The sequence below is a fragment of the Acidiphilium acidophilum genome, assembly GCF_033842475.1.
In the GTDB taxonomy this organism is placed as follows: Bacteria; Pseudomonadota; Alphaproteobacteria; order Acetobacterales; family Acetobacteraceae; genus Acidiphilium; species Acidiphilium acidophilum.
In genome coordinates this window covers 977,980-998,503 of sequence record NZ_JAWXYB010000018.1, presented here as the reverse complement: position 1 = coordinate 998,503, position 20,524 = coordinate 977,980, and the positions used below count along the sequence as shown (strand labels likewise).

General features: G+C 66.8%; 20 protein-coding genes. 15 read left to right on the top strand and 5 right to left on the bottom strand.

The genetic code is table 11. The features are described 5' to 3' along the window. The first annotated feature begins 215 nt into the window (after positions 1–215). From SIL87_RS07440 to SIL87_RS07430, 3 genes are all read left to right on the top strand, one after another. Entirely contained in the window at positions 216–635 is a 420-nt protein-coding gene (locus SIL87_RS07440) for a secondary thiamine-phosphate synthase enzyme YjbQ (RefSeq protein WP_319613545.1), read from the top strand. Between the two features lie 41 nt (positions 636–676). Further along, positions 677–1,225: an ester cyclase gene (locus SIL87_RS07435; RefSeq protein ID WP_319613544.1), complete on the top strand. Its 549-nt coding sequence runs from the start codon at positions 677–679 to the stop codon at positions 1,223–1,225. Between the two features lie 78 nt (positions 1,226–1,303). Beyond that, entirely contained in the window at positions 1,304–1,948 is a 645-nt protein-coding gene (locus SIL87_RS07430) for a hypothetical protein (RefSeq protein WP_319613543.1), read from the top strand. 89 nt (positions 1,949–2,037) lie between these two features. On the opposite strand, the gene SIL87_RS07425 is transcribed toward SIL87_RS07430, so the two are convergent. Then, the gene (locus SIL87_RS07425; RefSeq protein WP_319613542.1) at positions 2,038–4,713 is read right to left on the bottom strand and encodes a valine--tRNA ligase; all 2,676 of its coding nucleotides are present in this window, start codon (positions 4,711–4,713) and stop codon (positions 2,038–2,040) included. A gap of 97 nt (positions 4,714–4,810) precedes the next feature. Between SIL87_RS07425 and hisB the strand changes: the two genes are divergently transcribed. Genes hisB through ispD form a run of 9 tightly spaced genes read left to right on the top strand, consistent with a single transcriptional unit; the run spans position 4,811 to position 11,769 of the window. Next, positions 4,811–5,401, top strand: a complete 591-nt coding sequence (gene hisB, locus SIL87_RS07420) for an imidazoleglycerol-phosphate dehydratase HisB (protein ID WP_319613541.1) — start codon at positions 4,811–4,813, stop codon at positions 5,399–5,401. After that, on the top strand, positions 5,398–6,036 hold the full coding sequence (hisH, locus tag SIL87_RS07415) for an imidazole glycerol phosphate synthase subunit HisH (RefSeq protein WP_319613539.1): 639 nt from the start codon (positions 5,398–5,400) through the stop codon (positions 6,034–6,036). The genes hisB and hisH overlap by 4 nt, the downstream gene beginning before the upstream one ends. Then, on the top strand, positions 6,033–6,590 hold the full coding sequence (locus SIL87_RS07410; RefSeq protein WP_319613538.1) for a GNAT family N-acetyltransferase: 558 nt from the start codon (positions 6,033–6,035) through the stop codon (positions 6,588–6,590). The genes hisH and SIL87_RS07410 overlap by 4 nt, the downstream gene beginning before the upstream one ends. A gap of 2 nt (positions 6,591–6,592) precedes the next feature. Further along, the gene (gene hisA, locus SIL87_RS07405; RefSeq protein ID WP_319613537.1) at positions 6,593–7,333 is read left to right on the top strand and encodes a 1-(5-phosphoribosyl)-5-[(5-phosphoribosylamino)methylideneamino]imidazole-4-carboxamide isomerase; all 741 of its coding nucleotides are present in this window, start codon (positions 6,593–6,595) and stop codon (positions 7,331–7,333) included. Between the two features lie 7 nt (positions 7,334–7,340). Further along, positions 7,341–8,108 (top strand): imidazole glycerol phosphate synthase subunit HisF, encoded by a 768-nt coding sequence (gene hisF / locus SIL87_RS07400; RefSeq protein WP_319613536.1) that lies wholly within the window; start codon positions 7,341–7,343, stop codon positions 8,106–8,108. 9 nt (positions 8,109–8,117) lie between these two features. Next, the gene (locus SIL87_RS07395; RefSeq protein ID WP_319613535.1) at positions 8,118–8,642 is read left to right on the top strand and encodes a phosphoribosyl-ATP diphosphatase; all 525 of its coding nucleotides are present in this window, start codon (positions 8,118–8,120) and stop codon (positions 8,640–8,642) included. Then, positions 8,639–9,028: a histidine triad nucleotide-binding protein gene (locus tag SIL87_RS07390; RefSeq protein WP_319613534.1), complete on the top strand. Its 390-nt coding sequence runs from the start codon at positions 8,639–8,641 to the stop codon at positions 9,026–9,028. The genes SIL87_RS07395 and SIL87_RS07390 overlap by 4 nt, the downstream gene beginning before the upstream one ends. A gap of 3 nt (positions 9,029–9,031) precedes the next feature. Then, positions 9,032–11,092 (top strand): N-acetylglucosamine-6-phosphate deacetylase, encoded by a 2,061-nt coding sequence (gene nagA, locus SIL87_RS07385; RefSeq protein WP_319613533.1) that lies wholly within the window; start codon positions 9,032–9,034, stop codon positions 11,090–11,092. Then, positions 11,089–11,769, top strand: coding sequence for a 2-C-methyl-D-erythritol 4-phosphate cytidylyltransferase (ispD, locus tag SIL87_RS07380; RefSeq protein ID WP_319613532.1), 681 nt, complete (start codon positions 11,089–11,091; stop codon positions 11,767–11,769). The genes nagA and ispD overlap by 4 nt, the downstream gene beginning before the upstream one ends. Before the next feature lies 1 nt (position 11,770). On the opposite strand, the gene SIL87_RS07375 is transcribed toward ispD, so the two are convergent. After that, the gene (locus SIL87_RS07375; protein WP_319613531.1) at positions 11,771–12,706 is read right to left on the bottom strand and encodes an EamA family transporter; all 936 of its coding nucleotides are present in this window, start codon (positions 12,704–12,706) and stop codon (positions 11,771–11,773) included. After that, a complete protein-coding gene (locus SIL87_RS07370; protein WP_319613530.1) occupies positions 12,703–13,506 on the bottom strand; it encodes a creatininase family protein in 804 nt (267 codons plus the stop codon). The genes SIL87_RS07375 and SIL87_RS07370 overlap by 4 nt, the downstream gene beginning before the upstream one ends. Before the next feature lie 74 nt (positions 13,507–13,580). Here SIL87_RS07370 and SIL87_RS07365 point away from each other — a divergent pair, with 74 nt between their 5' ends. The 3 genes from SIL87_RS07365 to SIL87_RS07355 all read left to right on the top strand — a co-directional run bounded on the left by SIL87_RS07365 (position 13,581) and on the right by SIL87_RS07355 (position 17,700). Then, positions 13,581–15,023: a mannose-1-phosphate guanylyltransferase/mannose-6-phosphate isomerase gene (locus SIL87_RS07365; RefSeq protein ID WP_319613529.1), complete on the top strand. Its 1,443-nt coding sequence runs from the start codon at positions 13,581–13,583 to the stop codon at positions 15,021–15,023. A gap of 53 nt (positions 15,024–15,076) precedes the next feature. Continuing rightward, the gene (locus SIL87_RS07360) at positions 15,077–16,528 is read left to right on the top strand and encodes a TIGR03013 family XrtA/PEP-CTERM system glycosyltransferase (protein WP_319613528.1); all 1,452 of its coding nucleotides are present in this window, start codon (positions 15,077–15,079) and stop codon (positions 16,526–16,528) included. Positions 16,529–16,599: 71 nt separating this feature from the next. After that, entirely contained in the window at positions 16,600–17,700 is a 1,101-nt protein-coding gene (locus tag SIL87_RS07355) for a PA0069 family radical SAM protein (protein ID WP_319613527.1), read from the top strand. 2 nt (positions 17,701–17,702) lie between these two features. Here SIL87_RS07355 and SIL87_RS07350 read toward each other — a convergent pair whose 3' ends face one another. Next, entirely contained in the window at positions 17,703–19,082 is a 1,380-nt protein-coding gene (locus SIL87_RS07350; protein ID WP_319613526.1) for an APC family permease, read from the bottom strand. Between the two features lie 76 nt (positions 19,083–19,158). Continuing rightward, complete coding sequence (locus SIL87_RS07345; RefSeq protein ID WP_319613525.1) at positions 19,159–20,520, bottom strand: glutamine synthetase family protein; 1,362 nt, start codon at positions 20,518–20,520, stop codon at positions 19,159–19,161. Positions 20,521–20,524: the final 4 nt, after the last annotated feature.

The following is a 20,524-nucleotide window of genomic DNA, read 5'->3' as shown; positions in this document are numbered from 1 at the left end:
ATGCCGCCCTGCTCCATGCCGTCCTGTTCAACGAATCAACCCGCCACCGCCCCCACCGGAGCGACTTATCCCCACCGGGAAGTTATCCACAAAATCCGGGATAAGCCTGGGGACAAGCGCTTGGCCGATCGCAAACCTCCGCTCAGCAAGCGGAATGTCGCCAAACCCTCCCCCGCCCGCGCCGCCAGCCCGTCGATCGCAGAACGGTCCCGGGCATGAAACAGGCCCTGCACCAACTGACCATCGCGACCACGGGCAAAGGCCTGACCGACCTCACCCGCCCGATCATCGAGTGGACCGCAACCCAGGGCATCGCAACCGGCCTCCTGACGGTCTGGTGCCGTCACACCTCGGCCTCGCTCACGGTGCAGGAAAACGCCGATCCCACCGTCCGCGCCGATATCCTGCGTTTCTTCGAGGCACTCGTGCCCGAAGCCACCGGCCGCTACGCCCATGAGGACGAAGGCCCCGACGACATGCCCGCCCATCTCCGCACGATGCTGACGCAAACCCAGATCAGCATCCCGGTCGCAGCCGGCCGCCCGGTTTTCGGCACATGGCAGGCGCTCTATCTGTTCGAACACCGCCGCCACCCCAACCGGCGCGAAATCGTCTTGCATTTATTCGGCGCGTGACGCAGGGGATCGTCACCACCCAACCGACGGAGACACCGGCAATGGCCGACCATAACCTCGAAGCCCTGTGGGAAGAGCACTGCCGCCACGAATTCGAGACCCGCGATGTCGATGCCACGATGGCGACCATGGTGGCCGAGCCCTACGTCAACCACATCCCGACCATGACCGGCGGGGTCGGCCACGACCAGCTCAAGCGCTTCTACAAATACCATTTCATCGGCGGCAACCCGCCCGATACCCGCATGATCCCGGTCAGCCGCACCATCGGCCCCGACCGGATCGTCGATGAAATGATCTTCAGCTTCACCCACACCTCGGCGATCGACTGGATGCTCCCCGGCATCCCGCCCACCGGGCGCACCGTCGAAATCCCCCTGGTCGCAATCATCCATTTCCGCGACGGCAAACTCGCCCACGAGCACATCTACTGGGATCAGGCCTCCGTCCTGGTCCAGCTCGGCCTGCTCGACCCCACCGGCCTCCCGGTCGCCGGCGCCGAAACCGCCCGAAAAGTCCTCGACACGTCCCTGCCGAGCAACACGCTCATGGCCGAAACTTGGCACCGCAGCGCCGGCAAACCGATCTGAGCGCCCTCCCGCCACCCGGGACGCCACCGCCGAAATCCCCGCTTTCTCACCCCCCACCCCATGTGATTAATAGCGAGGGTGTCCAGCATCGCGCCCACTCACCCCCACCACCCCGTCGCCCAGTTCGTCCGGATCCTGCGGGATCTCGTGGTCAGCGTCGCGCGCAAAACCCCCAGCCCCACCATGTCGGACTTCACGGTCGAAATCCTCCTCCGCCACCTCGACTTCTTCATCCGCCGCCTCACCCGCGCCATCACCTCCTCCGGCACCCAACCCGGACCCACACCCAAACCCACACCCAGCCCAGCGCCCAAACCCGTCCCGCCGCGCCCACGCCCCAACCCCAACACCACTCCGGGCATGATCATGCGCTGCCCCGCCTGGCTGCAGCACCTCACCCCGCGCTATCTGCCGGACGCCGCCGACGACATCGCCGCCGCCACCGCCGCGCTCACCGCCCTCCTCGCCGCCGAAGCCACCGCCGACCTCATCGCCCAAACCCCGAAATCCACCCCCACGTTGCGCTCGCTCTGCCGCATGTTCGGCATCGCCCCGCCCTCATGGCTGCAACTCCCCAAACCCGTCCCGGAACCGAAACCACCCCAACCGCCCAAACCCCGCAAACCCCGCGACTACGGCTTCACCCTGGTCGGCATCTACGACACGCCCTGCTGGAATTCATGGTCCCACCGCTGGCCCGGCCCCGCCAAAAAACCCGCCTGACCCGCCGCGCCTAACCACGCCCACTTCGTTACGAAATCATAACAAAATACGCCGCGACAAAACCGAGTTACAAAAAACGCGAAAAAACTCTAACCTATTCTAGATAGCGCGGCGTCCAACCGGGCCAGTTCCGCATGCGCCGCTTCCAGCCGGTCCCGGTTCTCCACAATGATATCTTCCGGCGCCTTGCTGACGAAATCCTGATTCTCCAGCTTGCGCGCAATCTTCTCGGCATCGCTCGCCGTCTTCGCCCGCGTGCTCGCAAGCCGCTTCCGCTCCGCCGCCAGATCGATGATATCGGCCAGCGGCAGAATCAGCGTCGCCTCGCCCAGAATCGCCTGCGCCGCCCCATGCGGCATGTCACCCTGCAATGCCTCCAGGCTGGAAATCCGGGCCAACCGCGCAATCTCCTCGCGCCACCGCCCCGCCCGCGCCAGCGTCTCCTCCGAAGCATCGCGGATCAAAATCGGAATCCGCGTCGCCGCCGGCACGTTCATCTCGCTGCGCACCGCCCGGATTTCCGAAATCGCGGCAATCACCCACGAAACCTCGTCCCGCGCCGCCGCCGCCTCGCTCACCACCTCGCGCTCCGGCCACGGTTCCCGGATCAACGACCCCACCGCGCCATACCCCAACTCATCCCACAATGCTTCGGTCACGAACGGGATCATCGGATGCAGCAACCGCAGCAACACCCCGAGCACATGCGCCGCGACCGCCCTGCGTTCCACAGCGTCGGCATCCTCGCCCGCAAGCCCCGGCTTGGCCAGTTCGAGGAACCAGTCGCAGAAATCACCCCAGGTGAACCGGTAACAAACCTGCGCATACTCCGCGACCCGATACGCCTCCAGCGCCCCCGTCGCCTCGATCACCGCCCGGTTGGCCGCATCCAGAATCCAGCGCGACAAGGCCAGCCGCGCCGCCTCGGGCCGAAACGCCGGATCGGGCTGGCACGCATTCATCTCGCAGAACCGCGCCGCATTCCAGATCTTGGTAATGAAACTCCGGTTCGCCGCCACCACGGTCGGCCCCAGCTTGATCGACCGCCCCGCCCCGCTCTGTGCACTCACGGTATAGCGCAGCGCATCGGCGCCATAATCCTCGATCAGCGTGATCGGATCGACCACATTGCCCTTGGTCTTGCTCATTTTCTGGCCGCGCTCGTCGCGCACCAGCCCGTTCATCATCACGGTGCGGAACGGCACCTCGCCCATCACGTACAGCCCCATCATCACCATCCGGGCGACCCAGAAGAAAATGATGTCGAACCCGGTGACCAGCACATCCCCCGGATAGTATTTCGCAAGTTCCGGCGTCGATTCCGGCCACCCCAGCGTCGAGAACGGCCACAGAGCCGAGCTGAACCAGGTATCCAGCACGTCCTCGTCCTGCCGCAACTCAACCTTGTGGCCGAAATGCTCCTCGGCATCGCGATGCGCCTCGGCCTCGGACTCGGCCACGAAAATCATCCCCTCCGGCCCGTACCACGCCGGAATCCGATGCCCCCACCATAACTGCCGCGAAATGCACCAGGGCTGGATATTCCGCATCCAGGCGAAATACGTGTTCTCCCACTGCTTGGGTACGAATTCGATCCGGCCCTCCTCCACCGCGGCGATCGCCGGTTTGGCCAGCACCTCGGCATTGCAGAACCACTGCTCGGTCAGCAGCGGCTCGATCACGGTATCGCCCCGTTCCGCCTGCGGCACGGTGTGGGTATGCGGCTCGACCTTCTCCAGCGCTCCGATCGCATCGAGATGCGCCACGATCTCCTGCCGCGCCGCAAACCGGTCGAGCCCTTCCAGACTCTGGAAAAACATCGGATCGGGCGGGTTCGCCCCGTCGCGCACCTCGGCCAGCGTCACCCGCGCCGCCCGATCGAAAATCGAGGGTGTCGCCAGCCCATGCCGCTGCCCCACCGCGAAATCGTTGAAATCATGCGCCGGCGTGATCTTCACCGCCCCGGTGCCTTTTTCCGGGTCGGAATACTCATCGGCAATGATCGGAAACCGCCGCCCGGTGATCGGCTGGATCACGGTCCGCCCGACCAGCGCGGCATAGCGCTCATCGCCCGGATGCACCGCCACGGCCGTATCCCCCAGCATGGTCTCGGGCCGCGTGGTCGCCACAATGATCACCTCGTCGCTACCCTCGACCGGATAGCGCAGATGCCACAAATGCCCCTTGACCTCGCGCATCTCGACTTCGAGGTCCGAAATCGCCGAGCCGAACGCCGGGTCCCAGTTCACCAGCCGCTTGGCCCGGTAGATGAGCCCGTCATTGAACAGCCGGACGAAAATCGTCCGCACCGCACGGGTCAATCCCTCGTCCATGGTGAACCGCTCGCGCGACCAGTCGGGCGAGGCCCCCAGCCGGCGCAACTGCTTCGTGATCGCCCCGCCCTGCTCCTCTTTCCAGCGCCAGACCCGTTCGAGAAACGCCTCGCGCCCGATCTCCTTGCGGCTGCTGCCCTCGCTCTGCAAATCGCGCTCGACCATCAGTTGCGTCGCGATCCCGGCATGATCGGTGCCGGGCTGCCACAGCGCATCGCGCCCGTTCATCCGCTGAAACCGGATCAGCACGTCCTGCAGCGTCATGGTCAGCGCATGACCCACATGCAGCCGCCCGGTCACATTGGGCGGCGGGATCATGATCGTGAACGGCTTCGCATTGCGCGCCGGATCGGCCGCAAAAGCGCCCTCGCCTTCCCAGGTGTCGTAAAGCCGTGCTTCGAAAGCAGTCGGGTCGAAATTCTTGTCCAGCATGGCGTAATTATGCGCGAAACGACAAGATCATGAAAGTCCGCCCAACCCGATCCCACGGCACATTGGCGATGATGCCGATTTGGGCTAGGCAGCCCGAATGAATCGCACCGCCACGCTGACCCGCAAAACCTCGGAAACCGCAATCGAGCTCCTGCTCGATCTCGACGGGTCCGGCCGCACCGAAATCGCCACCGGAATCGGCTTCTTCGACCACATGCTGACCGCTTTGGGCCGCCACGCGATGTTCGACCTCGACATTTCGGCGGAAGGCGATCTGCACATCGATGCCCATCACACCGTGGAGGATGTCGGCATCGTGCTCGGCCAGGCGATCCGCGAGGCGATCGGCGACAAACGCGGCATCACCCGCTTCGGCCATGCGGTGATCCCGATGGACGAAGCCCTGTGCGAAGCCGCGATCGACCTCTCGGGCCGGGGCTATCTCGGCTTCGAGGTGCCCTTCGAACGCCCGATGCTCGGTGACATGGACACCCAACTCGTCCAGGAATTCTTCCAATCCCTTGCCGCCAACGGCCAGTTCGCTCTGCACATCCGCCTGCGCGCCGGGCACAACGCCCATCACGTCGCCGAAGCCGCGTTCAAATCGGTCGCCCGCGCCCTGCGCATGGCGGTCGCACCCGACCCCCGCGCGGCGGGCGCGATCCCCTCGACCAAAGGCGTGCTGTGAGAATTGCGGTAATCGACTATGGCAGCGGCAACCTCGCCTCCGCCGCGCGCGGTCTCGAACTCGCGGCCACCCGCCTCGGCATCGCCGCCATTGTCGCCATCACCGACCGCCCGGACGAAATCGCCGCCGCCGACCGCATCGTCCTGCCCGGCCAGGGTGCCTTCGCCGATTGCGCCGCCGGCCTCGCCGCCCGCCCCGGCCTTGCCGATTCCATGCACCGCCGGGTCGATGCCGGCGCGCCGTTCCTCGGCATCTGCGTCGGCATGCAACTGATGGCCGCGCGCGGCCTCGAACACCGGATCACCCCCGGTTTCGGCTGGATCGCCGGTGATATCGCACCGATGCGCGCCGAAGGTCTGCGCCTGCCGCACATGGGCTGGAACGAACTCCACTTCACCCCGGGCGCCCACCCGCTGCTCGACGGGCTCAACCCCGGCGATCACGCCTATTTCGTCCATTCCTACGCGCTCGACCGCATCGCCTCACCACCGGTGATCGCCACCACCGACTATGGCGGCCCGGTGGCGGCGATGGTCGCGACCGGCAACCGCGCCGGCACCCAGTTTCACGTCGAAAAGAGCCAGGAGGTCGGATTGACGATACTCGGTAATTTCCTGCGCTGGAGCCCGGCATGAACACCGCCCCGATCCGCGATCTGCCCCCCCCCGAAACCCTCGCGGTCGACCGGCTCACCGTGATCGGCGATGACGACATGCAGGCGCTCTGCGAAGCCGCCGATGCCGCGATCATCGATGGCGGCGGCTTCGGCTGGATCAAGCCGCCGGGCCGCGCCGCGCTCGAACAATATTTCCGTGGCGTGGTCATGGTCCCCGAACGGGAATTGTTCGTGGGCCGGATGGACGGCACGATCTACGGCGCGGCCCAGCTCGTCCGCCCGCCGCGCAACAACGAGGCCCAGGCCTTCGGCGCCACCCTCGCGCTCAATTTCGTCGCCCCCTATGCGCGCGGTCACGGCCTCGCCCGGCTGATCGTCCACCGCCTCGAAGATCGCGCCCGCGCCCTCGGCTATCAGGTCCTCAACCTCGACGTCCGCGAAACCCAGACCGCCGCCATCGCCCTCTACGAAGCCGCCGGGTTCCTCCGCTGGGGCACCCATCCCGCCTATGCCCGCACCGAGGGCCGGACCGTCGCCGGCTATTTCTATTACAAGATGCTGCGGGCCCAGTGAGCATGGCCCTCACACTCTACCCGGCGATCGATTTGAAGGATGGCGCCTGCGTCCGGCTCCGGCGCGGCGCGATGGATCAGGCGACGATCTACGCCGATGATCCCGCATCCCAGGCCCGGGCCTTCCAGCAGGCCGGGTTCGAGGCGCTGCACGTGGTCGATCTCAACGGCGCCTTCGCCGGCCACGGCGTCAACCAGGCGGCGGTCCGCGCGATCAGCGAGGCGGTTTCGCTCCCGATCCAGCTCGGCGGCGGCATCCGCGACATGGCCGGGATCGAGGCGTGGTTCGATCTCGGCATCGCCCGCATCATCCTCGGCAGCGTCGCGGTCAAAAACCCCCAACTCGTCCGCACCGCCGCCGCCGCCTTCCCCGGCCGGATCATCGTCGGCATCGACGCGTCGGACGGCATGGTGGCGACCGAAGGCTGGGCCGAGATTTCCACCATCAGCGCAACCGACCTCGCCGTGCGGCTGGAGGATGCCGGGATCTGCGCGATCATCCACACCGATATCGCGCGCGACGGCATGCTCGCCGGCCTCAACCTCGAAGCGACCGAAGCGCTGGCACGAAGCGTCACCATCCCGGTGATCGCCTCCGGCGGTGTGGCGGGCCTCGCGGACATCATCGCCCTGCGCGAGGCAGCGTCGCGCACGCCCAACCTTGCCGGCACCATCATCGGCCGCGCCCTGTACGATGGCCGTATCGATGCCGCCGCCGCCCTCGCGGCGGCACGCGCATGCTGAGACCGGCATGCTGAAGCTGCGGGTGATCCCCTGTCTCGACGTCAAGGATGGCCGCGTGGTCAAGGGCGTCAATTTCGTCTCCCTGCGGGATGCGGGCGATCCGGTCGAACAGGCCGCGATCTACGATGCCGCCGGGGCCGATGAACTCACCTTTCTCGACATCACCGCCAGTCACGAAAACCGCGACACCATCATCGACGTGGTCGGCCGCACCGCCGCGAAAGTGTTCCTGCCCCTCACCGTCGGCGGCGGCATCCGCAGCACCGAGGACATGCGGCGGCTCCTGCTCGCCGGGGCGGATAAATGCAGCATCAATTCGGCTGCCATCGCGCGCCCCGATTTCATCAACGAGGCCGCACATAAATTCGGCAGCCAGTGCGTGGTCGTCGCGGTCGATGCCCGCCGTACCGGCGATGGCTGGGCGATCTTCACCCATGGCGGCCGTAACCCGACCGGGATCGACGCGGTGGAATGGTGCGCCGAAATGCAGGCTCGCGGTGCCGGCGAAATCCTGCTGACCTCGATGGACCGGGACGGCACCGGAACCGGCTTCGATCTCGATTTATTGAAGACGGTGGCAGCGCGGATCACCATCCCGATCGTCGCATCCGGCGGGGTTGGCACCCTCGCCCATTTCGCCGAAGGCGCCGCCGCCGGGGCCACCGGTCTGCTCGCCGCCAGCGTGTTCCATTTCGGCCAGTTCACCATCGCCGAAGTGAAATCGAGCCTTGCCGAAGCCGGACTGCCGGTGCGCCCCCTGCCGACCCCGCGTTAGGAGACTCCAATGGCAAAAAAACCGACCAAATCAACGGGCAAGACGGCGGCAAAACCAAAGGCCAAAACCGCGAAAGCCAAGCCCGCGAAAGCCAGAACGGTCGGCACCAAACCGGTCAAGACCGCGCGCAAGCCGAAACTCGCCGCCATCCTGCCGGTCCCGCCGCTCGATCCCGCCGCCCCCGATGCCAAGGTGCTGGACCGGCTGTGGTCCACCATCGTGGCGCGCCAGGCCGCCGATCCGCTGGTCAGCCATTCCGCCCGGCTGCTCTCGCGCGGCATCAACAAGGTCGCCCAGAAATTCGGCGAGGAGTCGGTCGAATGCCTGATCGAGGCGGTCGCCGGCAACCGCGAGGCACTGATCGCGGAAAGTGCCGATGTGCTCTATCATCTTCTGGTCATGTGGGTCGCGTGCAGCCTGCGCCCCGAAGATGTCTGGACCGAACTCAAACGCCGCGAGGCGATTTCCGGCATCGCCGAGAAAAACGCCCGCCCCGTCCTGCTCTCGATCGCTGAAACCAGGAAAATCCCATGACCCCGAAACAAGGCGTCAGCGGCAAACCGCCCTATGACGATAACAACATCTTCGCCAAAATCCTGCGCGGCGACATCCCCTGCCGCAAGGTCTACGAGGACGAATTCGCCCTCGCCTTTCACGACATCAACCCCCAGGCGCCGCATCACATCCTGGTCATCCCCAAAGGCCGCTACGTCGCCTTCGCGGATTTCGCCGCGACCGCCCCGGAGGCCGAAATCACCGGCTTCATCCGCGCGATCGGCCATGTCGCGCACATGCTCGGCTTCGAGGATACCGGCTACCGCCTGCTCGCCAATATGGGGCCGGACAGTCATCAGGAAGTCCCGCATCTGCACGTCCACCTGTTCGCCGGCCGTCCCCTGGGCCCGATGCTCGTCACCTGAGCCATGATCCTCGCCGCGCCGCGCCTGTTCCGCGACGGAAGGTTCGAGGCGGAGGGCGCACTCGTGATCGAGGCGGGCCGGATCGTCGCGGTGCTCGGCCATATCCCGGCCGATGCCGATCTCATCCTGCCCCACGGCATCCTCGCCCCCGGGCTGATCGACCTCCACAATAACGGCGCCTTCGGGATCGACTGCGCGACGGCGGATACCGACGGTTTCGAACATCTCTGCCGCAGCCTCGCCCAATCCGGCGTCACCAGTTTCCTTCCCACGATCATCACCGCCCCGATCCCCGATCTGCACGATGCCGCCGCCCGCATCCGCACCGCGATCGGGGCCTTGACCGCCGCACCCCTCGCGCAAATGCCCGGACTCCATCTCGAAGGCCCGTTTCTCGCCCGCGCCCGGCGCGGCGCGCATCGCGCCGACTGGCTGCTGACCCCCGACGCGCCGACGCTGGAGACATTGCTCGCCCCCGACGCCCTGCGCGCCACTCTGCGCCTGATCACCCTCGCCCCGGAACTGCCGCACGCCATCGCCGCCATCGAGCGCCTGACCCGATCGGCCATCGCCATCGCCCTCGGCCATACCGATGCGGATGCCGCGACCGCAACCCGCGCGATCGAGGCCGGTGCCCGCCTCGCAACCCATGTCTTCACCGCGATGCGCCCGTTCCACCATCGCGATCCGGGGATGATCGGCGTCGCCCTGACCGATCCGCGCCTTGCCGCCTGCTTCATCGCCGATGGCGTCCACTCTGACCCGATCGCGCTGCGCCTCGGCTTCGCCGCCACAGGGATGCGCGCCGTCGCGGTGACCGATTCGATCAGCCTCGCCGGACTGCCGAGAGGCAGCACGACCGCCTTTGGCGGTGCAGGCGCGATCGCCGAAGGCGGTGCCGCCCGCCGCCCGGACGGCACCCTGACCGGCGCGACCATCACCCTCGATGAGGGTATCCGCCGCCTGATCGCCGCCGGCATCCCGCCCGAAGCCGCGCTCCACGCCGCCACCCAGGCCCCCGCCCATGCCATCGGCCTCACCGACCGGGGCCGCCTCGCTGCCGGATGCCGCGCCGACCTGATCTGGCTCGACGATGATTTCAACGTCCAGAACACCTGGATCGCCGGGGTGCCGATCCGCCCGGTCGCGAGCGCACCACCCCGCAAGCCCCGCCTGCCCGCGACCGAAACGCTCAATCCCTCGGCGACCGATCTCGATGAGCAACCGAGCGAGGCGATCATCGCCCTCCTGTTCGCCCAGGAAGCTCACGCCCAGCACGCCTTGCGCCGCATCGCCCCCGCCCTCGCCACGCTCGCCGATGCCGTCGCGCTGAAACTCCGTGAAGGGGGCCGCTTGTTCTACGCCGGGGCCGGCACCTCGGGCCGCCTCGCCGTGCTCGATGCGGTGGAATGCGGCCCGACCTTCTCCCTGCCGCCGGGCATCATCATCCCCCTGATCGCCGGAGGCGATGCGGCAATCGCCGGTGCGGTCGAAGGGGCGGAGGACGATACCGAAGCCGCATCCCGGCTGCTCGCCCACCACGGTATCGGCCCCGGCGACGCCCTGATCGGCATTGCCGCCTCGGGCAGCACGCCCTTCACCCGCGCTGCCCTCAGCCACGCCAAAGCCGCGGGCGCGCTCACCGGCTGCATCGTGAACAGTGCCGGCATCATGACCGACGAGGTCGATCATTCCATCGTCATCGCCTCCGGCGCGGAAGTCCTTGCCGGCTCGACCCGCCTTTCCGCCGGCACCACCCAGAAAATCGCGCTGAATGCGCTCTCCACCACCATCATGATCCGCCTCGGCAAGAGCTTCGGCCCCTACATGGTCGATCTCCGCGCGACCAACCTCAAGCTGCGCGACCGCGCCACCCGCATCGTCGCCGCGATCGCCGGCTGCGATGCCGCAACCGCGCGCGCCCTGCTGGAACGCTGCGATTTCGAGGTCAAAACCGCACTCGTCATGCACCGCCACGATCTCGACCCCACCGCCGCCCGCGCCCACCTCGCCGGCCACCGATCCCACCTGCGCCACGCCCTCAGTTCGAGACCCACAGCATGATCACCGCCCTCATCGTCGCCGGTGGCCGGGGCCAACGCCTCGGCGGCCCGATCCCCAAGCAATATCGCCTGCTCGATCACCTGCCGATCATCCGCCACACCATCGCGGCCTTCCAATCCCACGGCGCGATCGATCGCGTCCGTGTCGTGATCCATCCCGACGATCAGGACCTCTATCATCAGGCCACCGCCGGTGCCGATCTGTCGCCACCTCTGCTCGGCGGGGCCACCCGCCAGGAATCGGTGCGGCGCGGCCTCGAAGGCCTCGAATCCGACCCGCCCGACCTCGTGCTGATCCACGATGCGGTCCGCCCCTTCATCGCTGGTGCCACGATCGGCGCGGTGATCGCCGCCCTGCGCCACACTCCGGGTGCCATCGCCGGCGTGCCGCTCGCCGACACGCTCAAGCGCTGCCGCGACGGCAAAATCACCGGCACGGTGGAGCGCACCGATCTCTGGCGCGCCCAGACCCCGCAGGGATTTCACTACCGGCCCCTGCTCGACGCCCACCGCGCCGCGTTCCGCGACAACCCGGACCGTCAGGATTTCACCGACGATGCGGCCATCGCCGAAGCCGCCGGCCTCGCCGTCGCCATGGTCCCGGCGAGCGACGATAATTTCAAGATCACGACCGAAGACGATCTCGCCCGCGCGATCTTCATCCTGCAGAACCGCTGAGCTACCCGATCCCGCCCGCCGCGATCAGCACCACGCCCAGCCCGACCATCACCAGCCCGACGCTTTCGCCCCGCCGCGTCCGCTCCTTGAGATAAAAATGCCCGACCGCGAGGGTGAACAGAATTTCGATCTGCCCGAACCCGCGCACCAGCGCCACATTGGTCATGGCGAACCCCGCGAACCAGCAGCCCGACCCCAGCGCCGATAACGCCCCCACCGGCGCCGCCCGCCGCCACAGCCGCAGGCACGAGGCCAGTTCCGCCGGACTCCGCCACGCCATGTAACTGCCTTGCGCCAGCGTCTGGAGCGAATTCGCCACCGCCAGCACCAGCAGCGCCCGGAGCAGCACCGGCGTTGCCACCGGCAGCGCCAGTGTCGCGTTGCGCAGCAAAATCGCGGTCACCGCAAAGGCGAATCCCGAACCCAGCCCGCACAGCGCCGCCGGCTGCACCGAGGCGCGCAGCAGGTCGCGCGGCGTCAGCGCCGTATCCGCGAAAGAAAGCGCCAGCACCCCCGCGACCGCGAGCATGATCCCGACGATCGCGAGCACCGGCAGATGCGCGCCGAAGATCAGCACGGAAAACACCACGAGCTGCGCCGCCTCGGTCTTGGCATAGGCGGTGCCGACCACGAAGTTGCGATAGCCGAACGCCATGATCAGCAGATTGGTCCCGAAAATCTGCGCGATCCCGCCCGCGAGGCACAGCAGCACGAAATCCCAGCCGAACGCCGGCACCCCCAGCCCGGTCAGCGCGAGCCCTGCCGCCAGCAACACGTAATCGACCGGCAGCGCATAGATATAGCGCACGAAGCCCGCCCCCGCCGGGGTCAGCACCCCCCGCAGCCTTGCCTGCAACGCGGTGCGCCACACCTGAAAGATCGCCGCCGCCAGCGTCACCGGAATCCAGTCCGGCACGCCGCCCAGCGCGGGCGTCATGATCGTCCTGCTTCGTTGACGCAGAACCGCGCGATGAGCGCGACCAGATCATCCACCACCGCCGCCCCCAGCGCGGCATCCGCCCCGGTCGCATCGCCCGCGGCGGAATTGGGCGCGACTTCATGATATTCCACCGGCGCGTCGATCTCGATCCCCTCGAACCGGATCGCGCCGAACCCCGCGACCTGATACCCCGCCACAACCCCCGCTCTGGCCGGCGCCACCGCGAAATCGGGCCGCATGGCATCGCCGCGCAGCGCCAGCCCGATCGAGGCGAGCGGCTCGCCGCCATGGCCGAACCTGGCATCGCCGGTGCCGAGCCGCCGGATCATCAGCTCCCGGGCGATCTTCCATAAATAGACCGAAGGGATCACCGGCCCCCCGGCGCGGCGGATCGCCAGCGTCACCTCGTGAATGATCGGCACATTCCCGCCATGGCCGTTGAGCAGAACGATCCGCTCCAGCCCGTTGCGCCGCAGATCCCCGATCAGATCATGCAACACCGCGCGAAAACTCGCGGGCGACAGCGCAAGCCCGCCCGGCACCATCCCGAAATGATCCGCCGTCCCGAACGGCAGGGTCGGTGCCACCAGCACGGCGGACCCCAACGCCCGGGCCGCCTCCGCGATCCGCCCGGCAATCGCCCCGGCGAGCCGGAAATCGCCCATCGGCGCATGGGCCCCCTGATCCTCCTGGCTGCCGAGCGGCAGCAGCACCAGCGGATGCCGCGTCATCGCCGCGCGCAGTTCCGCGCTAGTCAGATCCTCCAGAAATACTTTCGATGCCGCCTGATTCGTCATTTTCCCTCGCCCGCCATGCTGGACGCAAAACCCGTGCGCTGGCAATGAAGCGCGCATGACCGAAGGGGGCCTGCATGGCTGACGAGACTGTAACGCGCAACGAAACGATCGTTCCGGTGATCCTTTCGGGCGGCACCGGCACCCGGCTGTGGCCGGTTTCGCGCAAGGCCTACCCCAAGCAGTTCTGGCCGCTGGTCTCGGCCCAGACCATGCTGCAGGAAACCGCCGGTCGCGCCAGCGGCACCGGCTTCGCGCCGCCCGTTGTGGTCGCCAACGAGGAACATCGGTTCATCGTTGCCGAACAGCTCCGCGAATCCGGCATCGCCGGGGCCCGCATCCTGCTCGAACCGATGGGCCGCAACAGCGCCCCCGCCATCGCCGCCGCGGCACTGATGATCGCCGAAGCCGACCCCGATCAGCTTCTCTGGATCATGGCGGCGGATGCCGCGATCACCGATGCCGATGCCCTGCACGCCGCCCTCGCCACCGCCGCCAGCGCCGCGCGCGAAGGCTTCATCGTCACCTTCGGCATGCACCCGACCGGCCCGGAAACCGGCTACGGCTATATCGAACAAGGCGACCCGCTCCCCGGCCAGCACGGCGCGTTCCGCATCGCCCGCTTCGTCGAAAAACCCGATGCCGCGACCGCCACCACCCTGATCGGCGATGGCCGGCATTTCTGGAACTCCGGCATGTTCGTCGCCTCGGCCCGCACCCTGCTCGCCGAAATGGAGCGCCACGCGCCGGATGTCGCCCGCGCGGTCCGCATCGCGTTCGACGCCCGGCGGCCCGACCTCGACTTCATCCGCCTCGATGCCGAAGGTTTCGCCGCCGCACCCGATATCAGCATCGATTACGCGATCGCCGAAAAGACCGATCGTGCCGTGGTCGTTCCGGCCGCGCTCGGCTGGTCGGATGTTGGCTCCTGGGCCGCGATCTGGGATGTCGCGGCCAAGGACAAAGGCGGCAACGCGACCCTGGGCGATGCCGTGGTCGAGCAATCGACCAATTGCTACGTCCGCAGCGAAGGCGCGATCACCGCCGTGCTCGGGCTGCAGGATGTCATCGTGATCACCACGCCGGACGCCGTTCTGGTCACCCATCGCAGCCAGACCCAGAACGTCAAGCGCGTGGTCGACCGGCTCAAGCGCGATAAACGGCCCGAAGCCGAGGCGCATAACCGGGTCTACCGGCCCTGGGGGTTCTATGAAAGCCTGATCCAGGGCGACCGGTTCCAGGTCAAGCGCATCGTGGTGCTGCCGGGGGCGAAACTGTCCCTGCAGAAGCATTTCCACCGCGCCGAGCACTGGGTGGTGGTCGCCGGCTCCGCCCTGGTGACCCGCGATGCCGAAACCCATCTGATCCGGGAAAACGAGAGCCTCTATCTGCCGCTCGGCTGCATCCACCGCATGGAAAACCCCGGCAAGATCCCGCTCACCCTGATCGAGGTCCAGTCCGGCGCCTATCTCGGTGAGGACGATATCGTGCGCTACGAGGATACTTACGGGCGGAATTAAGCCTTCCTTCATCATTGGGGTCCATCATCCGCCAACCCCTGATGGTTGGACCCATGCCCGACGCACTCGATCTCCCGCCGCCGACCGCAAATATTGCCCCGCACCGCACCACGATCCCGCTCAATTCCAGCGCGATCATGTTCGGCCTCGATGCCGCGCTGATCCTGCTCGCCTGGCCGTTCGCCGCCTGGTTCACCGTGGCGGACCGGATTCCCCGGCTCGATCTCACGATCGCGGGCATCCTCGCGCTCTACCCGGTCGCCAACCTGATTGCACTCTACGCGCTGGGCCTGTACCGGCGGGATGTCATTCTGGCGGTGCGGCGATCGATCCGGCGGCTGCCCTTCGTGGTCGGCATCGGCACGATCGGCGCGACAATTCCGGTGCTGCTGCTCGCGAGCCTCCGCCCGTCATGGTTCCATCGCCTGCCCGATCCCTTGTTCGTCGCCGCCACGATCTGCTTCACCGGCTGCGGCGTCACCGCCCGGCTGGTCTTCCTGCGGCTGCGAAAATCCGGCCTGCTCAAGCGCCGGCTTCTGGTCGTCGGGGCCGGCACCCGCGCCTGGGATCTGGCGTGGATGCTCCGCAACGAAGGGCGCAACCTGCATTACGATGTCCATTTCATCCACGACGAGCGCTTCGGCCTGATCGACCCACGGGTTCAGTCCGAAAATCCCCGCAGCATCATCCGGCGGTCCACTTCCTACCTCGCCACCGCGCGGCAACTGCACGCCGATCAGATCGTCATCGCGCCGGACGAGCGGCGCGGCATGGCGCTCGACCGGCTGATCGACTGCAAAATGGCGGGCTATCCGGTCTATCAATACATGGATTTCCTCGAATCCGAGATCCGGCGGATCGACATCAAGCGGCTCGATCTTTCATGGCTGCTCTATTCGGACGGGTTTGCCGCCACCCTGTTCGACCGGGTGCTGAAACGCGCGCTCGACATTACCGTGAGCCTGCTTCTGCTGGTCGCCGCATCACCGTTCCTGCTCGGCGGCATCGCCGCAGTGTGGCTGCAGGACCGGCACTGGCCGTTCTATTCGCAAACGCGGGTGACCAAGGGGATGCGCACATTCCGCATCCTCAAGCTCCGGACCATGCGGATCGATGCCGAAGCCGCGGGCGCGGTCTGGGCCGGATCGAACGACCGGCGGATCACCAAAGTCGGCAATTTCCTCCGTCGCACCCGGATCGACGAGATTCCGCAACTCTTCAACATCCTGCGCGGTGAGATGTCATTCGTCGGCCCGCGCCCGGAACGGCCGGAATTCATCACCGAGCTCGCGGCCAAGCTGCCGCTTTATAACGAGCGCCACATCGTCAAGGCCGGGCTGACCGGGTGGGCGCAGATCAACTACCCCTACGGCGCCTCGCTCGACGATGCCCGCTCGAAGCTGAGCTACGACCTCTATTACGTGAAAAACGCCTCGATCGCGCTGGATATCCTGATCATCCTGCAAACCCTGCGCGTCGTGCTCTGGCCTTCCGGGGTGCGCTGAAACTCCCGTTCCGGTTTTCATCTTTTGTTCTTGACCATCGATGCGAATCTGTGTGATATCCAGAACGTATCATGAACTCTCGCACGATCATCCCCCGCAACACCTCATTCGCGCCGCGCGGCACGCCGCACGACCCGGCGAACCGCTTCGAAGCGACCAGCACCGATCCGTTCGACGATGGGTGGGACACGCTGGCCGACCCCACCCCGCCGCAGGACACCATCCTGATCCGCGATGCCAGCCGGTCGATCATCAGCCACAACGACAGTCCCGATCTCGGGTTCGATCGCGGCCTCAATCCCTATCGCGGCTGCGAGCACGGCTGCATCTACTGCTACGCCCGCCCGACCCACGCCTATCTCGGCTTTTCAGCCGGTCTCGATTTCGAAACCAAACTGATCTTCAAGCCCGAGGCCGCGCACTTGCTGGAACGCGAATTGTCGCGGAAATCCTACATCCCCGCCCCGATCGTGCTCGGCTCCAACACCGATCCCTACCAACCGGTCGAGCGCCAGCTGAAGCTCACCCGCGCCGTGCTCGAGGTGCTGGACCGGTTCAATCATCCGGTTTCCGTCATCACCAAATCCGCCGGCGTGCTGCGCGATGCCGATATTCTGGCGCGCATGGCCGGGCGCAACCTCGCTCGCGTCCATCTGTCGATCACCACGCTCGATGCACGCCTCGCCCGCGCGATGGAACCGCGCGCCGCCACCCCATCTCGCCGCCTCGCGACCGTCGCGATGCTGAGCGAGGCCGGCATCCCGGTCGGCGTCCTCGCCGCGCCGATGATCCCCGGCGTCAACGATTCCGAGCTTGAGGCCATTCTCGAAGCCTCGGCCAAAGCCGGGGCACGGTCAGCGAGCGCAATCCTGCTACGCCTGCCCCATGAAGTCGGCGCCCTGTTCGAGGACTGGCTGCACCGCACCATGCCGGAGCGCGCCCGCCATGTTCTCAGCCTGATCCGCCAGACCCGTGGCGGGGCGCTGAACGATGCCAAATTCGGCAGCCGCTTCAAAGGCTCCGGCCCCTATGCCGATCTTCTGGCCGCCCGGTTCCGCCGCGCCGCCGCGCAATACGGGCTCAACCATGCTCCCGCCCCGCTCGACTGCGCCGCCTTCGCCCGCCCGAACCCGCCGCCGGGTCCGGGCACGCAACTCTCTTTGGCGTTCTGACCCTATTCCGCCACCGCCGGTCCCGGCGCGCGCGGCAAGCCCGCACGGGTCGGGCGAAAGAACACGATGCCGGCGATCAATCCGCCGATCCCGACGATATTGGTCACCATATTGTACGTCGTCATCGCATAAATCGCCATCGCGAACAGGAACAACGCGCTCGCCCCGGGAAACAGGCACAGCCCGACCCAGCGCAGCACCGACTCCCGATACGCATCGCGCATCACCCACGCCGCCACCAGCCCGGCCAGCCCGTAGTAATAGGCCACCTGAATCGCGATCGCGTTCACCGAATCGGTGATGATCGCATTGATCGAGGGCATCAGCGACGAGACCCACAGCACCACCAGCCCGACCAGGATCAGCACATACATCGCCCGCACCGGCGTTTCGGTCCGCTCATCGACCACGCCGAACCGGCGCGACAGGCCGCCGTCCCGCCCCATCGCGAACAAGGTGCGCGAAAATTGCAGCATCGTGGTCTCGAGCGTCGCGATCGAGGACAGGATCACCGCCACCGAGGCGAACAACCCCCCGGTCCGCCCGAGGCCCGAGGCCACCGCGATATGGTAAATGATATTATCGCTGAACCCCTCCGCATCCTTGAGCGAAAACAGCATCAGCGCCGCCAGCGTGAACGCGACATAATAGGCGATGGTCACGAACACGCTGCCGAACCCGCCATTGCCGGCATTGGTCTCGGCATCGGCGGTTTCCTCGGCGAGGTTGGCGGTGACATCCCATCCCCAGTAGAAAAAAATTACCACCAGCGCCGCCCCGGCGAAGCCCCCGGCGGTGTAATGAAACCCGAACCACGACCACGAAAACGGATTGACCGCCCCGTGCAGCCCGATATGCACGAACGCCGCCCCCGCCACCACCGCGAGAATCACCAGTTCGATCGTGCTCATGAACAGCTGGATCTTGCTGGTCAGCTTGATCCCGGCGATCAGCACCACCGCGATCGCCAGAAACCACAGCGTTGCGACGCCGGTGGTCGCAATCACGTTCTTGGTCAGGGCGGGCGCGATGAAATTGAGCGTCGAGGTCGCAATCGGCAGGCTGCCGGTCACCATGAACACCATCGAGGCCACCAGCAGCGCCCAGCCGGAAAAGAAGCCGAAAAACCGCCCGAACACCTGGGTGGTCCACTGATACGCCGCCCCGGCATCGGCCATCCGCTTCGTCAGTGCCTTGTAGGCCACCGCGATGCCCAGCATCGGCACCGCGAAAATGATCAGGCTCCCCGGCGAGAGAAATCCCGCCGTGCCGATCAGCGCCGCCGTGGTCACCGCAATGGTATAGCCCGGCGCGCTGCCGGCAATTCCCATCACGATCGATTCGATGAACGATAATGAATTCGCACGCAGCTCAGTTCGCATTGTCAGCCTCCTGTACGGTTTGAACTCTCCTGGCGCCGCATCATGTTATTTTGCCCCGATGCGTGGGGGTGGTCGGTCAGGCGTTCTTCAGATAGGCGTCGTACTCCACGTCCGAGACCCGGGTGCGGAACTCCGCGATCTCCTGGCGTTTGCAGGCGGCAAAAATCCCCTGGAATTTCGCCCCGAAAATCGCCGCCGCCCGCGGCGAGGCCGCGAACGCATCGGTCGCGGCACTCCAGGCGATCGGCAGTTTCGGCGCCGCCGCACCGGTCCGGTCGCCCACCGTTTCCGGTCCCGGATCGGCCCCGGTCTCGATCCCGTCGAGCATCGCGCCCAGCATGGCGGCGAAGGCGAGATACGGGTTGCAATCGGCCCCCGCGACCCGGTGTTCCAGCCGCGCCGCGCGCGGATCGGCGTTGATCACGCGGATCGCCGAAAGCCGGTTGTCGTGGCCCCAGTCGCCGAACACCGGCGCATGGGTGCCGGGTGCGAAGCGGCGGAACGAATTGGCGTGCGGGGCCAGCACCAGCATGGTGTCCGGCATCGCCGCCACCAGCCCGCCGAGCGCGTGATAGAGCATGTCGCTCGCCCGCACCGCATCGCCGCTGAACACATTCGCCCCCGCCCGGTCGAGCATCGACATATGCACATGCATCCCGCTGCCGGACCAGTTGCCGAACGGCTTGGCCATGAAGGTCGCGCAGAGGCCGTGCTGGCGGGCAATCTGCTTGACCGCGCGCTTGAACAGCACGGCATCGTCGGCGATTCGCAGCGCATCCGGCCCGTAGCGCAGCGTCACCTCGAACTGGCCCGGCCCGTTCTCGCTGATCAGGGTATCGAGCGCGATATCCTGGGCCGAGGCGGCGCGGAGCAGATCGCGCAAAATCGGCTCGTATTCATGGATTTCCCACAACCCCATCGTATCGGTCTGCCAGCCGCGCCAGAAGCTTTCATCCGCCCCGCGCGGCGCAATCCGCTGGCCGCCCGCCCGGTTGGGATCGACCAGATAAAACTCCAGTTCCACTCCCAGCGCCGGGGTCAGCCCCTTCGCCGCATAGCGCTCCAGCACCCGGGTGAGCACCCCGCGCGGATCGGCGTAGAACAGCGAGCCATCGTCCTCGCGCATGGTCAGCAGCGCCTGCGCCGCCTGCCCCTCGGCCCATTGCATCCGGGTCACCGAATGTGGCACCGCGACGCAGACCCCGTCCGGATCGCCGGTGTCGAACGCAATCCCGCCCTCGAAAATATCCCGCCCCCAGATATCGAGCAGGTAGGCCGAGCGCGGGATCGCAATCCCCGCGCCGAGCAGCGCCGCCGCCTTGTCGCGCTGCAGCCATTTCCCGCGCGGCACGCCGTTGACATCGATGATGAACGCCTCGATCAACTCGCTGCCGGCGAGCAGGGCCAGCCGCTCATCGTGCGAGGATGCGCTGTCCATCGCC